General features: G+C 40.4%; 14 protein-coding genes and 2 tRNA genes. 15 read left to right on the top strand and 1 reads right to left on the bottom strand.

Features of this window, described 5'->3' with window-relative positions:
- Positions 1-18 precede the first annotated feature (18 nt).
- The 15 genes from ETB99_RS09255 (at position 19) to rlmH (ending at position 14,542) form a co-directional block, all read left to right on the top strand.
- Positions 19-951 (top strand): YybS family protein, encoded by a 933-nt coding sequence (locus ETB99_RS09255; RefSeq protein WP_077429096.1) that lies wholly within the window; start codon positions 19-21, stop codon positions 949-951.
- A gap of 21 nt (positions 952-972) precedes the next feature.
- Positions 973-2,946: a DHH family phosphoesterase gene (locus ETB99_RS09250; RefSeq protein WP_171700452.1), complete on the top strand. Its 1,974-nt coding sequence runs from the start codon at positions 973-975 to the stop codon at positions 2,944-2,946.
- Entirely contained in the window at positions 2,943-3,392 is a 450-nt protein-coding gene (gene rplI / locus ETB99_RS09245; protein ID WP_006321121.1) for a 50S ribosomal protein L9, read from the top strand. The genes ETB99_RS09250 and rplI overlap by 4 nt, the downstream gene beginning before the upstream one ends.
- Before the next feature lie 76 nt (positions 3,393-3,468).
- A complete protein-coding gene (gene dnaB, locus ETB99_RS09240) occupies positions 3,469-4,833 on the top strand; it encodes a replicative DNA helicase (protein WP_171700451.1) in 1,365 nt (454 codons plus the stop codon).
- A 115-nt stretch (positions 4,834-4,948) separates the two neighbouring features.
- The gene (locus ETB99_RS09235; RefSeq protein ID WP_041639210.1) at positions 4,949-6,235 is read left to right on the top strand and encodes an adenylosuccinate synthase; all 1,287 of its coding nucleotides are present in this window, start codon (positions 4,949-4,951) and stop codon (positions 6,233-6,235) included.
- Between the two features lie 97 nt (positions 6,236-6,332).
- Positions 6,333-6,408, top strand: a tRNA-Asp gene (locus ETB99_RS09230).
- 440 nt (positions 6,409-6,848) lie between these two features.
- Positions 6,849-6,921, top strand: a tRNA-Phe gene (locus tag ETB99_RS09225).
- Positions 6,922-7,020: 99 nt separating this feature from the next.
- Positions 7,021-7,725: a response regulator YycF gene (gene yycF, locus ETB99_RS09220; RefSeq protein ID WP_003397562.1), complete on the top strand. Its 705-nt coding sequence runs from the start codon at positions 7,021-7,023 to the stop codon at positions 7,723-7,725.
- A 4-nt stretch (positions 7,726-7,729) separates the two neighbouring features.
- Positions 7,730-9,544 carry a cell wall metabolism sensor histidine kinase WalK gene (walK, locus tag ETB99_RS09215; RefSeq protein WP_003397561.1) on the top strand — a complete coding sequence of 605 codons (1,815 nt, stop codon included), beginning with the start codon at positions 7,730-7,732 and terminating at the stop codon, positions 9,542-9,544.
- A gap of 5 nt (positions 9,545-9,549) precedes the next feature.
- The gene (locus ETB99_RS09210; RefSeq protein WP_171700450.1) at positions 9,550-10,878 is read left to right on the top strand and encodes a YycH family regulatory protein; all 1,329 of its coding nucleotides are present in this window, start codon (positions 9,550-9,552) and stop codon (positions 10,876-10,878) included.
- Complete coding sequence (locus ETB99_RS09205; RefSeq protein ID WP_003397557.1) at positions 10,865-11,650, top strand: two-component system regulatory protein YycI; 786 nt, start codon at positions 10,865-10,867, stop codon at positions 11,648-11,650. Before ETB99_RS09210 ends, ETB99_RS09205 begins: the two co-directional genes overlap by 14 nt.
- Before the next feature lie 5 nt (positions 11,651-11,655).
- The gene (locus tag ETB99_RS09200; RefSeq protein WP_003397556.1) at positions 11,656-12,444 is read left to right on the top strand and encodes an MBL fold metallo-hydrolase; all 789 of its coding nucleotides are present in this window, start codon (positions 11,656-11,658) and stop codon (positions 12,442-12,444) included.
- A gap of 117 nt (positions 12,445-12,561) precedes the next feature.
- Positions 12,562-13,770 carry a S1C family serine protease gene (locus ETB99_RS09195; RefSeq protein ID WP_171700449.1) on the top strand — a complete coding sequence of 403 codons (1,209 nt, stop codon included), beginning with the start codon at positions 12,562-12,564 and terminating at the stop codon, positions 13,768-13,770.
- Positions 13,771-13,823: 53 nt separating this feature from the next.
- Positions 13,824-13,979, top strand: a complete 156-nt coding sequence (locus ETB99_RS09190; RefSeq protein WP_171700448.1) for a CxxH/CxxC protein — start codon at positions 13,824-13,826, stop codon at positions 13,977-13,979.
- A gap of 83 nt (positions 13,980-14,062) precedes the next feature.
- Positions 14,063-14,542 carry a 23S rRNA (pseudouridine(1915)-N(3))-methyltransferase RlmH gene (gene rlmH / locus ETB99_RS09185; protein WP_171700447.1) on the top strand — a complete coding sequence of 160 codons (480 nt, stop codon included), beginning with the start codon at positions 14,063-14,065 and terminating at the stop codon, positions 14,540-14,542.
- A 23-nt stretch (positions 14,543-14,565) separates the two neighbouring features.
- Here rlmH and ETB99_RS09180 read toward each other — a convergent pair whose 3' ends face one another.
- Complete coding sequence (locus ETB99_RS09180) at positions 14,566-16,056, bottom strand: peptide MFS transporter (protein WP_171700446.1); 1,491 nt, start codon at positions 16,054-16,056, stop codon at positions 14,566-14,568.
- Between the last annotated feature and the right edge of the window lie 97 nt (positions 16,057-16,153).

Raw genomic sequence — 16,153 nt, 5'->3', positions numbered from 1 at the left:
TTTCAAGGAGGGAAAAAGGTGAAAAACGCTCGTGTATTGACGGAAGGAGCTGTGCAACTCGCTATTTTTACGGTTCTCCTCTTGCTCAGTTTATACATGCCGGTGTTTGGAATGGTTACAACATTTTTTTTGGCAATTCCATTTCTTTTATTTACGATGCGCCATACATATAAAAACGGCTTGTTTTTACTTGCTGCATCATTTATTCCATCTATTTGGTTTGGTTCACTTTTCTCTGTTCCGATGACATTTATGTTTGCAAGTAGCGGAGTTGCGATGGGACATGTGTGGCAAAGAAAAGGTGGAAAATATGTCGTTTTGCTCGTTGGGACGCTTTCTTTTTTAGTGAGCATGATCATCATTTATGCAAGTTCTGTTTTGTTTTTCGATATTCACATTGGCAAACAAATTGAAGAAATAATGCAACAATCATTTCAAAGTGCACAAATAGTGTTAGAAAGAATCGGACAACCAGCAAATGAGCAATTCGAAAAAACAATGAGACAAACGATGGACATTGTTATTGACTTATTGCCGACTGCGTTCGTTTTCGCGGCTGCATGTTTTGCTTGGATTACTCAACAAGCTGCCTTGCCCATTTTAAAACGATTAAATATGCCGATTGGTAACTGGCAGCCGTTTCGCGAGCTCGTTTTACCGAAAAGTTTGTTATGGTACTATTTAGCGGTTATGCTTTTGTTATTTTTCCCAATCGAGCATGGTTCATTTCTTTATATTGCGTTGCTTAATTTGTTTCAAATTTTACAGCTACTTATGACCATTCAAGGATTCTCGTTCATTTTTTATTGGATGCATCAAAAAAATATTGGGCGTAAAGGAGCTATTGCGATTGTTGTTCTATCGCTATTTTTCCCTTTTTTACTTCACCTCGTGCGAATATTGGGTATAATTGATTTAGGATTTGATTTACGAAAGAAGCTGAAAGATTAATGACGCAAGGAGCTGACGTTCATGTCGAGTTTATATGAAAAGCAGAGGCATCGCTATCCCTTGTATGTTTTAATCGGTATTACGTTTGTACTGCTTATCATTGTTACGTATTTTGAATGGATGATTGGGATAGTCGCTGCTGTGCTCCTTGGCCCTACGTTATTTCACGTATTTCGATCGTATAAAGTTGCTCAAGAGGAAATTGAAGATTACATTTCTACTCTCTCTTACCGGATAAAAAAAGTTGGGGAAGAAGCGTTAATGGGGATGCCAATTGGTATTATGCTCATTAACGATGAGTTAGAAATTGAATGGACGAACTCTTTTTTATCTTCTTGTTTCGGAGTGGATACGCTCGTTGGGCAATCATTATATGATGTTGCTGAACAACTTGTTCCGCTTATAAAAACAGAGGCAACAGAAGAAGTCGTTACATTTCACGATCGAACGTTTAAAGCAATCATTCGCCGAGAAGAGCGATTGCTTTACTTTTTTGATATTACCGAGCAAGCACAATTGGAGAAAAAATACGAACAAGAAAAAATTGTATTAGGTGTCATTTTTCTTGATAATTACGACGATGTGACGCAAGGAATGGATGATCAAACGAAAAGCCAACTCAATAGTCAAGTGACATCTATCTTAAATAGATGGGCGAGCGAATATGGTCTATTTTTGAAACGGACGTCGTCGGATCGATTTGTTGCTGTGTTAAACGAACATATTTTAGAAAAACTCGAAAAAAATAAATTTTCTATTTTAGATGAAGTGCGTGAGCAGACAGCGAAAAATCATGTGCCGTTAACACTAAGTATCGGAATAGGGACAAACTCTCCGTCTTTGCCAGAACTCGGTACGTTAGCACAGTCTAGTTTAGATTTAGCGCTTGGACGCGGCGGTGATCAAGTCGCGATTAAACAACCGAATGGAAAAGTAAAATTTTATGGTGGCAAAACGAATCCGATGGAGAAACGGACAAGAGTTCGTGCCCGCGTCATATCACATGCATTAAAGGAGCTCATTTTAGAAAGTGAACAAGTGTTTATTATGGGGCATAAATATCCTGATATGGATGCGATCGGTTCGGCGATCGGTATTTTAAAAGTGGCTCAAATGAATCAAAAGGAAGCGTTCATTGTGATTGATACAAGCCGTATTGACTCTGGGGTCCAACGTTTGCTAGAAGAAGTGAAAAAGCAGACAGAACTCTGGTCGCGTTTTATTTCTCCCGAGCAAGCATTAGAGTTGGCGACGGAAGATACGTTACTTGTTGTCGTAGATACGCATAAACCTTCGCTCGTTATAGAAGAACGGTTGTTGTTACGATTAGATCGGGTTGTTGTGATTGACCATCATCGTCGTGGCGAAGAGTTCATTGAAGATCCGATTCTCGTATATATGGAGCCATATGCTTCGTCTACATCAGAGCTCGTAACAGAATTGTTACAATATCAACCAAAGCGTTCAAAATTATCTATGCTCGAGGCAACAGCTTTGCTAGCAGGCATCGTTGTCGATACGAAAAGTTTCACATTACGCACAGGATCAAGAACGTTTGATGCAGCTTCATATTTACGCGCCCAAGGAGCGGACACGACACTTGTCCAAAAACTGTTAAAAGAAAATATTGAGCATTACATTAAGCGTGCTAAAATAATTGAGAACGCTATCATTGATGAGCACGGGTTTGCGATTGCAAAGGGAAGCGCCAATGAAACATATGATCCGGTTTTAATTGCTCAAGCAGCGGATACGCTATTATCTCTAAATGGTGTTGTCGCTTCGTTTGTTATTTCGAAGCGAAACGATCAAATGATCGGGATTAGTGCCCGTTCGTTAGGAGATGTGAATGTGCAGTTAATTATGGAAAAACTTGATGGTGGTGGTCATCTCACGAATGCGGCCACTCAGCTTGCCAATATTACAATCGATGAAGCAGAAAAGCGATTGAAGGAAGCCATTCGAGAATATATTGCAGGAGGTAAGGACACATGAAAGTGATCTTTTTAAAAGATGTGAAAGGAAAAGGAAAAAAAGGGGAAGTAAAAAACGTTGCTGATGGTTATGCGCAAAACTTTTTATTTAAACAAGGGTTAGCGATCGAGGCAACCCCAGCCAATTTAAAAGCATTAGAAGCCCAAAAAAATAAACAGAAGAAAGAAGCGGAAGAAGAATTAGCTCGCGCAAAAAAATTGAAAGAAAAAATTGATACGTTAACTGTTGAATTATTTGCGAAAGCTGGTGAAGGTGGTCGTCTATTCGGTTCAATTACGAGCAAGCAAATTGCGGAGGCGCTTCAGCAACAACATGATATTAAAATTGATAAACGAAAAATTGAATTAGATGACGCCATTCGAGCGCTTGGCTATACAAATGTACCAATTAAACTTCATCCAGAAGTAACTGCTACATTAAAAGTACATGTACAAGAGCAAAAGTAATGAAATGTGATTTTATGCCGGATTTTTTCCGTGCATATAATCACATTTTTCTTATGAGAAAGGACGGTGAGCGTACATGACAGACATATTTGCTGATCGACTCCCCCCACAAAATATCGAAGCTGAACAGGCTGTGCTCGGAGCGATTTTACTAGAGCCATCCGCGCTCACAACCGCTTCAGAAATATTAATTCCCGAAGATTTTTATCGAGCGGCACATCAAAAAATTTTCCGAACGATGTTACAACTATCTGATCGTGGCGAGCCCGTTGATTTAGTGACGGTTACATCGGAACTAGCAGATGCAAATGCGCTTGAAGAAGTAGGAGGCGTGTCATATTTAACAGAGCTTGCCAATGCCGTTCCAACAGCGGCGAATGTGCACTATTATGCGAAAATTGTAGAGGAAAAATCTATTTTGCGCCGTTTAATTCGCACGGCTACATCGATTGCTCAAGACGGTTATACGCGCGAAGATGAAGTAGACGATGTGTTAAATGAAGCGGAGCGAAAAATTTTAGAAGTATCGCAACGAAAAAATACGACGGGATTTCAAAATATAAAAGATGTGCTTGTTCAAGCGTATGACAACATCGAAATGCTTCATAACCGAAAAGGTGAGATCACGGGAATTCCAACAGGTTTTATTGAACTTGATCGAATGACAGCAGGATTTCAACGAAGCGATTTTATTATTGTTGCTGCTCGTCCGTCTGTCGGGAAAACAGCGTTTGCATTAAATATTGCCCAAAATGTGGCGACACGTACAGGTGAGAACGTGGCAATTTTTAGCTTAGAGATGGGGGCACAGCAACTCGTTATGCGTATGCTTTGTGCGGAGGGCAACATTAACGCCCAAAATTTACGGACGGGCAAATTGACACCGGAAGATTGGGGAAAGTTGACGATGGCAATGGGAAGCCTTTCGAATGCAGGTATTTTTATTGATGACACCCCGAACATTCGCGTCAGTGAAATTCGCGCCAAATGCCGTCGTTTAAAGCAAGAGCAGGGGCTTGGTATGGTACTCATCGACTATTTGCAACTTATTCAAGGAAGTGGACGAAATCGTGAAAATCGCCAACAGGAAGTATCGGAAATTTCCCGCTCGCTAAAAGCGCTAGCACGTGAATTAGACGTTCCTGTTATCGCTTTATCTCAGCTTTCGCGTAGCGTGGAGCAACGTCAAGATAAGCGACCGATGATGTCTGACTTGCGCGAATCGGGAAGTATTGAACAAGACGCGGATATTGTTGCTTTTTTATATCGTGATGATTATTACGACAAAGAATCAGAAAACAAAAACATTATCGAAATTATTATTGCGAAACAACGGAACGGTCCTGTTGGTACTGTACAACTTGCGTTTGTAAAAGAGTACAACAAGTTTGTCAACTTAGAGCGCCGCTTCGATGATACGAACGTTCCACCGGGAGCGTAATGTATACGAATAAAAATAACATATAACTATATAAATGTTCGGTTTTTTGTTGATTTTTCATAGTTGATTTGGTACACTTACTATGTTTGGAATTGATGAAGCGGAGGTGCTCGCTATGTCTTCAGTTGTTGTTGTTGGAACACAATGGGGCGATGAGGGAAAAGGAAAGATTACAGACTTTTTATCACAGCATGCAGAAGTGATTGCGCGATATCAAGGTGGAAATAACGCCGGACATACGATTGTATTTAACGGCGAAAAGTATAAATTACATTTAATCCCTTCTGGTATTTTTTATAAAGATAAAATTTGTGTGATTGGAAATGGAATGGTTGTCGATCCGAAAGCGCTCGTGCAAGAATTAGCGTATTTGCATGAGCGTGGTGTAAGCACAGACAATTTACGCATTAGCAACCGTGCGCATGTCATTTTGCCTTATCACTTAAAGCTAGATGAAGTAGAAGAAGAGAGAAAAGGGGCTAATAAAATTGGGACGACGAAAAAAGGCATTGGCCCTGCTTATATGGACAAAGCCGCGCGTGTCGGCATTCGCATTGCAGATTTGCTTGATCGCGAAGTGTTTGAAGAAAAGTTAGCTCGTAACTTAGCTGAGAAAAATGTGCTTTTTGAAAAAGTGTACGGTGTAGAAGGGTTTCAGTTAGAACACATTCTTGATGAATATTACGAATACGGACAGCAAATTGCCAAATATGTTTGTGACACATCTGTCGTATTAAACGATGCACTTGATGAAGGACGCCGTGTTTTATTTGAAGGTGCTCAAGGCGTTATGTTAGATATCGACCAAGGTACGTACCCATTTGTTACGTCGTCAAATCCTGTTGCTGGTGGGGTTACCATTGGGGCTGGTGTTGGCCCGACAAAAATTAAACATGTTGTGGGGGTAGCGAAAGCATATACAACACGTGTTGGTGACGGTCCGTTTCCAACAGAGTTAAACAACGAAATTGGTGATCGTATTCGTGAAGTAGGTCGTGAATACGGAACGACAACCGGGCGTCCACGCCGTGTCGGTTGGTTTGATAGCGTCGTTGTTCGTCATGCGCGTCGTGTTAGTGGAATTACAGACTTATCATTAAACTCGATCGACGTGTTAACAGGTATTGAAACGTTGAAAATTTGTGTTGCTTATCGTTACAAAGGACAAATCATAGAGGAGTTTCCGGCGAGTTTGAAAGTATTAGCGGAATGTGAGCCGGTATATGAAGAATTGCCGGGATGGACGGAAGATATTACGGGTGTAAAAAGTTTAGACGAGCTTCCAGCTAATGCACGTCGTTATGTTGAGCGCATTTCGCAATTAACGGGTATTCCGCTTTCGATTTTCTCGGTCGGACCAGACCGCTCTCAAACGAATGTTGTCCGCAACGTATATGCATAAGAAAAAACGTCGATGACTCGTTCGTCGGCGTTTTTTTAAAAAAACTATTGTCTTATTACTAATTATATAATAGAATAATAGATGTCTGTTGAAATACGGTTCCGTGGTGTAGGGGTTAACATGCCTGCCTGTCACGCAGGAGATCGCGGGTTCGAATCCCGTCGGAACCGCCATTTTTATTGAAATAGCAATGCGATAAAAATTGGGAAGTCAGTTATACATATGGCTCGGTAGCTACAAGTCAAGGCGTCAGTGTCGAGCTACGAGTTGTCCCGACGCATCACCCTTCTTTGAATAAACAAGTAGAGGAAGGGACACAGTCGGTAGAGCACGTTCGAATTGGCTTCTGTGCCAAGGCCTCAGCGTACCGCTCGAACTGTATCTTGAGTAAGCAAACGGAGAGCGGGACGAAGGACGTTGTTTCAAGTGGAATAGTATGGTGGAGAAAATTGTTTATATGGCTCGGTAGCTCAGTCGGTAGAGCACGTTCGAGTTAGCTTCTTTGATGAGGCACCAGCGTACCGCTCGAACTGCACCTTGAATAAGCAAACGGAGAGCGGGACGAAGGACGTTGTTTCAAGTGGAATAGTATGGTGGAGAAAATTGTTTATATGGCTCGGTAGCTCAGTCGGTAGAGCAAAGGACTGAAAATCCTTGTGTCGGCGGTTCGATTCCGTCCCGAGCCACTTGCAAGCATAGATACGTATATGTGTCTATGCTTTTTTGTTTTATAATGGTGACATGGTACACTATATGTAAATATGCCTTTGGGGGAGTGAACATACATGGAAAAAAAAATTTTAGTTGTCGACGATGAAAAACCAATTGCTGATATTTTGCAATTTAATTTAAAAAAAGAAGGATATGACGTATATTGTGCATATGATGGTGTCGAAGCGTTGCAAAAAGTAGAAGACGTACAACCAGACTTAATTTTATTGGATATTATGCTACCACAAAAAGATGGAATGGAAGTATGTAGAGAAATTCGAAAAAAATACGATATGCCGATTATTATGTTGACAGCAAAAGATTCTGAAATCGATAAAGTGCTCGGGTTAGAGCTTGGCGCTGACGATTATGTAACGAAGCCATTCAGCACACGTGAGCTATTGGCGCGCGTGAAGGCGAATTTACGACGTCATCAACAAAAACAAGAACAAGATCCAAAAGAAATGAGCGAAATCAAAATCGGTTCGCTTACCATTCATCCGGACGCCTATACTGTATCCAAACGAGGAGAACAAATTGAATTAACTCATCGCGAATTTGAACTGCTTCATTACTTGGCGAAACATATCGGTCAAGTCATGACGAGAGAACATTTATTGCAAACAGTATGGGGGTACGATTACTTTGGCGATGTGCGCACCGTTGATGTAACCGTCAGACGTTTGCGTGAAAAAATTGAAGACAATCCTTCGCACCCAACATGGATTGTTACAAGACGCGGGGTAGGGTATTATTTACGAAATCCGGAACAGGAGTAACAGCATGAAAAAAGTAAGTATATTTCAATCGATTCACGTCAAATTTGCCCTAATTTACATTTTGCTTATTTTAATTGCTATGCAAATTATCGGAGCTTATTTCGTTCGCCAGCTGGAAGCTCAGCTTGTTGAAAACTTCAAAAACTCATTAAATGAACGGGTTATTTTACTTGCCTATAACATTGAACAAGAAATGAATAAAGAACGAGATAAAAAAAGTCCTACACTCGAAGAGGAAATTCGTTCGATTTTACAAGATTTCGTCTCACAAGATATTTCTGAAGTACGGGTCATTGATAATAAAAGTAAAGTATTAGGCACATCGAATCCATACAATCAAAATATCGTTGGGAAACGAACAACAGACTTGCTTATTAAACGAACGCTAGTGGCAGGGGAAATGGCAGAAAAAATGCTTGTCGATCCGAAAACGGGACATCGGATGTACATTTCCTCTACACCTATTAAAGTAAAAAATGAAATTAAGGGCGCGATTTATGTCATCGCGTCAATGGAAAATGTTTTCGCACAAATGAGGCAAATTAACAACATTTTAGCGACAGGAACAGGGATTGCTTTAGTCATTACGGCATTGTTAGGCATTTTATTAGCACAGACAATTACACGTCCTATTTCAGATATGCGTAAACAGGCGTTAGCGATGGCGAAAGGTAACTTTTCACGAAAAGTAAAAGTGTACGGATATGATGAAATTGGACAACTTGCTCTCAGCTTTAATAACTTAACGAAAAAGTTACAAGAAGCGCAAGCAACGACAGAAGGTGAACGACGTAAATTAGAGTCTGTTTTGACACATATGACAGATGGTGTCATTGCGACTGATCGGAAAGGGAGAATTATTTTAATTAACGATGCAGCGTTAAACATTTTGAATGTTTCACGTGAAACAGTCATTTCTGCTCCGATTGTGACGATATTAGGTTTGGATGAACAATATACGTTTGAAACGTTGATTGAAGAGCGGGAAACGTTAATTTTAGACTTTAGCACAGAAGAAGAAATGTATATTTTACGTGCCTCTTTATCTGTCATTCAAAAAGAAAAAGGGTTTGTAAATGGGCTCATCGTCGTGCTACATGATATTACGGAGCACGAAAAAATTGATCGCGACCGTAGGGAGTTTGTTGCAAATGTTTCGCATGAATTGCGCACGCCATTAACAACGATGCGCAGTTATTTAGAGGCGCTTGCTGACGGCGCTTGGCGCGATGAAGAAATTGCCCCACGATTTATTGAAGTGACCCAAAACGAGACGGAACGAATGATTCGCCTTGTGAATGATTTATTACAACTTTCTAAGCTCGACAGCAAAGACTATAAATTGAAAAAAACACGTGTGCATTTCATTCCTTACTTCCATAAGGTAATTGACCGATTTGAATTAACGAAAAAAGAGAACGTTTCATTTGTTCGTAACTTTCCAGATGAAAAAATTATTGTTCATATGGATGAAGATAAAATTACCCAAGTGCTTGATAATATTATTTCGAATGCCCTTAAATACTCGCCACAAGGTGGCACAATTACGTTCCGCGTTGAAAAACTAGAAAACGACATTCAAGTAAGCGTAAAAGATGAAGGAGTAGGTATTCCGAAAGCAGACTTATCAAAAATTTTCGAGCGCTTTTATCGTGTTGATAAGGCGCGTTCACGCAAACTCGGTGGCACAGGATTAGGTTTGGCTATCGCAAAAGAAGTTGTCGTGGCGCACGGTGGGCGTATTTGGGCAGAAAGTCAAGAGCGAAAAGGGACAACGATTTACTTTACTTTGCCGATTGAACAACAGAAAAAAGGATGAAAGCGATGAAATACGAAACGATCAAGTCGATTGTATTGACGATTCTTGTATGTACGAGCGTTTTTTTAACTTGGAGTTTATGGACGTATCAGCCAAAATATGACTTCATTGAAAACGCAAAGTACATTCAAAACGTTCCTGTCAGCAACGTCGCTGTTGATTATGGCACAGTTATTCAGCCGCGTTATGTTCTTATTCATAAAGGTACACAACATTATGGAATGACGCAGCACTCGGATATTTATAAGTTGATGAAGGAAATGAAAAATTGGACATTTGATCACTTTGAAAATATATCAGGATCTATAGGAAGAGAACAGTTTCTCTCTTTTATACATGGGAAAGGGAAAATAGAGATCATTTATCCAGATGATATACCGATTGAAATATATCGAACTATTTTCCAAATTGAAGATCAAGACGTGGAAAAGGTGCGTTTTGATCGTGTCGTCATTCCAATGAATGAAAATGAAGAAGAGATAAACGTATATTTCGTTTCTGCAAATGAAAAACGAATATATAAAGCAGTCGTTCAAAATGCATCCATCGAACACGTAAAACAAACGTATTATGATCGTGCAGATCGCTATACGCCTTTTTTATCGTATGACATTAGTGAAACAAAATCTTTATTTTTACCTGCTCGTCCGCTCGTGTTGAACCGATTGCAGTACTATATGGATGAATTAAGTACAGATCGTTTTAAAGATGCCTTGTTTACAGATCCAAGCTTTGTCAAAAAAGATGTACTTGCTTTTGGAGAGGAATATACAGACGGATCGCGTTTAATGGATGTCGATTTATCTAAAAAGTTATTGCTGTATGTCAATCCTGCGGCTCGCGGTGAGGTAAAAACGTCAGATTCAACCATTTTGCAAAAGAGCATTGATTTTGTGAACGATCACGGTGGATGGACAGATACGTATTATTTTGACCGATTCGATGAAGAAGATAGAAAAGTGACGTTTCGTTTGTTTGCCAATGGGCACCCTGTATTTAATCGTTACGGAATGGCGGAAATCATACAAATATGGGGAGAAAATGAGATTATGAATTACCAAAGGCCGCTATTTACATTGGCAATTCCTGACCGCGTTAGCTTGCCCATTACACTTTCGTCCGGGTATGAAGTCGTTGATCAATTAAAAAAGCAAAAAAATGTTCAGCATGAGTTTATCGATGACATTACAATCGGTTACGAACTCGTTCGCGATACAGAACGGGAAAATATCGTTATGCTAGAACCGGCTTGGTACTGTTTATACAACGGCACATGGCGAAAAATCGTGATGACGAAAGATGAACGAAGAGGGGATATCATTGGATTGGAGTAAAACGAAAACTATTTTTATTATTACGTTCCTCATTCTTGATATATTTTTAGGCTATCAATTTATTCAGAAAAAAAATAGCAGTCAGCTCGATGTCATTTTAGAAGCGACGATTGAGGAGCAACTTGAAGCCGATGGTATTACATATGTCGATTTACCAAAAGAAATAACAAAGGCGACATATGTGAGTGGGAAAAGTAAAACATTTACGGAAGAAGAGATAAGGAGATTGCCTAATCAACAAGTTGAAACCGCAAATGAAACGGTGCTACAAGCCCATTTTATTAAACCGATTCCCCTACAAGACCCAAAAGATGGCTATCGGTTAACCGAATTTTTAAAGCAAAATATAATTGCCGGCGATCAATATACGTTTTGGAAGTACGACGAAGATTTACAAGCAATGATTTACTTTCAACAATATGATGGGAAGACGATTTATAAAAATGTAAGTAGCATGCTAATTATTTACGTGAACGACCAAAATGAAATGGTCGGTTATGAACAAACATTGCTCATTGATCTAGAAAAGGATGAGAAAAAACAAGAGATTTTACCGGCCATTAAAGCGTTAGAGACGCTGTACAAACGAAATTACTTAAAGCCTGGGGATCGAGTGACGAAAATCGACCTTGGTTACTATGCGCTCGTTCAATTTACTGCTTCACAAGTATTAACGCCGACGTGGCGTGTTGTTGTGAACGGGAAAACGGATTATTATGTAAATGCATTTGAAGGACAAGTCATTAGTGACGAAAATAAAGTGTTGGAGTGAATGAGATGAGGTTTAGCGTCCTAGCAAGTGGCAGTACCGGAAACGCTTTTTACGTGGAAACGGAACGCGAACGATTGCTCGTTGATGCAGGGTTAAGCGGCAAACAGTTAGAACAATTGTTTGCTCATATTCATCGCAATATTCAAGATGTAACCGGTGTTTTAGTGACACATGAACATAGCGATCATATTAAAGGACTAGGGGTCATTGCTCGCAAATATCGCCTCCCGATTTACGCGAATGAAAAAACGTGGAAAGCAATGGACGGATTGATTGGCGACATCCCTATTGAACAAAAATTTATTTTTCCTACTGGTACAGTTCGTACGTTTGGCGATATGGATGTGGAGTCGTTTGGCGTGTCGCACGATGCGGCTGAGCCGATGTTTTACGTGTTTCATTATGGCGGAAAGAAACTAGTGTTGATTACAGATACAGGATATGTGAGCGATCGGATGAAAGGTGTCATTCGCCATGCCGATGTATTTGTGTTTGAAAGCAACCACGACGTGGATATGTTACGGATGGGAAAATATCCGTGGCATATTAAACGTCGCATTTTAAGCGATGTAGGACATGTGTCAAATGAAGATGCTGGCTTTGCCTTAGCGGATGTCATTGGCGATCAAACAAAGCGCATTTATTTGGCCCACTTAAGCCAAGATAACAATATGAAAGAATTAGCGCGCATGACAGTTGCTCAGACGCTTGAAAGAAAAGGGGTGATCGTAGGAGAATCATTTCAACTGTACGATACAGATCCGGCTCGTCCAACGGAGCTTATTTCTGTATAAATTTCATCGTTTTTTCACCAATATATTGTATGTATATCATTAGATTAGATAGTTAGGAAAAAAGAGTATTATAATGAAAAAGGGAGCAACATGTTATAAAGAAAGGACGGGTGAAAGATGGGGTATTATGATGATCATTACGAACATATTCGTCAAAAACAAAAAGGAAATCGTAGAGGAACGTTTTTAGCAGGATTAGTCGGCGCTGTTTTAGGGGGAATGCTTGTCATCGTGGCTATTCCTTCATTAGTGAAATGGGACGTGCTTCCTTATCATGTCGAACAAACGGAAGAAAAACAGAAAACGGTGACGGAGCAGCCAACAACCGAAAAAACTATAGCGGTAAATGTTGAGACGCAAGTGACGAAAGCAGTTAATAAAGTGTCTGATGCAGTGGTAGGGATCGTAAACATTCAAGAAGCAAGTTTTTGGTCGGAAGGTGGAGAAGCGGGAACTGGTTCGGGAGTCATTTATAAAAAAGAAGGAAACAAAGCATATATTGTTACAAACCATCACGTCGTTGAAGGAGCAAGTCGTGTGGAAGTGAGCTTAAGCGACGGAACAAAGGTGGCAGCGCGATTGCTTGGGAGCGATGTGTGGACGGATTTAGCTGTATTAGAAATCGATGCGAAACATGTCACAAAAGTAGCTGAATTTGGCAACTCCGACGTCGTAAAAGTAGGAGAACCGGTCATTGCGGTCGGAAACCCACTTGGCTTGCAATTTGCAGGTTCTGTGACACAAGGAATTATTTCTGGTGTAAATCGTACAATCCCAATTGATATTGATCAAGACGGTATTCCGGATTGGCATGCAGAAGTACTACAAACAGACGCTGCCATTAACCCAGGAAACAGCGGGGGCGCACTCGTAAATATCGAAGGTCAAGTCATTGGAATCAACTCGATGAAAATTGCGCAAGAAGCTGTGGAAGGAATCGGATTATCGATACCGATTAACTATGCCAAACCAATTATTGCGGATTTAGAGAAGTTTGGACAAGTTCGCCGGCCATATATGGGCGTAGAATTGCGTTCGTTAAGTGATATTCCAGCCTATCATTGGCAACAGACACTTCATTTGCCAGCAAGCGTCAAAGAAGGAGTAGCGATCTTACAAGTCGTACCGGGATCACCTGCTGCGCAAGCTGGATTGCGTGAATTTGATGTCATCGTTGCGTTAGATGATGAAAAAATCGCCGATGTGGTTGAATTAAGAAAGCATTTATATAATCGCAAACAAGTTGGTGATACGATGAAAGTGACATTTTATCGCGATGGTAAAAAACAAACGGTGACATTAAAATTAGCGAAACAATCGTTGTAACGAAACGACAGGGGAGCCCTGTCGTTTCATTCATGAACAAGGAGTGATGGGACGTGTGGAAATGTTGTGAACAACATGTTGAACTGGCAATTGATATGTATGTGGATGAAAAACAACAAGCACCAGAAATATTAACAATTTCTGTGGATAAAAAAGAGGAAATATGTGATTTTTGTGAACAAAAAGCAATATATGTAGTAGGGAACTAATGTTTCTACACAATATGTGGATTTGTGTTGTGGATATGTGGATAAATCTTGTGGATATCATGTTTGTAAAGTGGGGATCACTTGTGAATATATACATTATTGCTGTGGGTAAACTGAAAGAAAAATATTTAAAACAAGGGATTGAAGAATATACGAAACGATTATCAGCCTATGCGAAAGTCGACATCATTGAAGTAGCAGATGAAAAAGCGCCAGAGCAGTTAAGTGAACAACAAATGGAGCTCGTCAAGAAGAAAGAAGGCGAGCGTATTTTAGCAAAAGTGACAGATGATATGCACGTGATTGCTTTAGCGATTGATGGAAAAATGATGTCATCTGAACAGTTTGCTCAAACGCTTGATCGGTTAGCGACATACGGAAAAAGCAAGATTGCTTTTATTATCGGTGGGTCACTAGGCTTAAGCGACGACGTCATGAAACGAGCAAACGAATCGCTCTCGTTTTCAAAAATGACATTTCCTCATCAACTCATGCGCCTCATTTTAACCGAGCAAATTTACCGCGCTTTTCGGATTAATCGTGGAGAACCGTATCATAAGTAAAATAAGCGGCCGAATCCAGCCGCTTATTTTACCCCTTTCATAAAGCTTTCAATTTTTGGTGAGATGATGAAAAGAATGACGCTAAAGGCGATGGCGATTCCACCGATCGTTCCGAAATAAGCCATTTCTGTTTCTGGTGTATAAAACTTTACGATTTGCGCGTTAATCGCTTGAGCGGCTGCGCTTGATAAAAACCATAAGCTCATCGTTTGAGCTGAAAATGCCGCTGGAGCGAGCTTTGTCGTTGCCGATAAGCCGACCGGTGATAAACATAGCTCACCAAACACAACGATTAAGTAGCTTAGCACGAGCCAAAGAGGGCTCACTAATGAGTCGTTTCCACCGAGATAAGCCGGCAATAAAATGACGACAAACGATAACCCAGCAAACAATAAAGCTAAAGAAAATTTCTTTGGAATGGATGGTTGTTTATCTCCTAGCTTCACCCATAGCCAAGCGAAAATCGGCGCAAACGTAATAACAAACAACGGATTCAACGATTGGAACCAAGCTGGTGAAAGATCGATACCAGCAAAATGTAACTGCGTTCGTTTATCTGCATACGTTGCTAAAATAGTGGAACCTTGTTCTTGAATCGACCAAAACATCGCTGATGCGATGAATAACGGGATATAAGCAATAATGCGTGAACGTTCCACATCTGTCGTTTTCGGACTACGATACATCACGACGAAATAAATCGTTGGAATGACGATACCGAAAATGCCAACGAGTGAGACGAACAAATCGATCGTTAATACGTTTGTCCATGAGCCGATGAAAATGAGTAAAGCGATGATCGCTGCGCCAATTGCTCCCCATGTGAACACTTTTTTCTTTTCATCTGCAGATAATGGGTTTGGTACATGCGTTCCCGCAAGACCGAGATTTTTCTTTTTCGTTGCGACAAATACGAGAAGTCCGAAAAACATTCCGATCGCGGCAATCCCAAAACCGAGATGGAAATTATATTTCATGCCAACCGTTCCGACAACGAGCGGAGCTAAAAAGGCACCGAGGTTAATCCCCATGTAGAAAATGCTAAACCCCGCATCGCGACGGTGGTCCCCTTCAGCATATAAATCTCCAACGACGCTTGAAACGTTTGGTTTAAGCAATCCTGTCCCAAGAACGATTAACACCATCGAAACAAAAAACATTGTCACACTTCCCGGAACAGCTAGAGCAATGTGACCGAGCATAATTAAAATGCCCCCATAAAACACAGCTTTTGCCGTTCCAAACAATCGGTCAGCAACCCATCCGCCAATGATTCCTGACATATAAACGAGAGAACCGTAAATCGACATAATTGCTAGAGCAGTCGTTTGATCCAGCCCTAAACCGCCCTTTGATACTTCATAGTACATGTAAAACACGAGAATGGCGCGCATGCCATAGTAGGAGAAGCGCTCCCAAAACTCCGTAAAAAATAATGTAAAAAGTCCTTTTGGGTGGCCGAAAAAGCCGCGTTGGGGAACGCTCTCGATCATTCGTTGTCTGCTTTGTGACATAACGAAACCCCTTCCATTTTTGAAAATAATAATTTTTATTTTCTGTATTTTCTATATGAAGCCAATCCTTAGTAATAAAAAGGCTTCACAAATAATG

It is taken from the genome of Anoxybacillus sp. CHMUD, assembly GCF_013096965.1.
In the GTDB taxonomy this organism is placed as follows: Bacteria; Bacillota; Bacilli; order Bacillales; family Anoxybacillaceae; genus Anoxybacillus; species Anoxybacillus kestanbolensis_A.
This window is presented reverse-complemented; position numbering and strand designations above follow the sequence as displayed.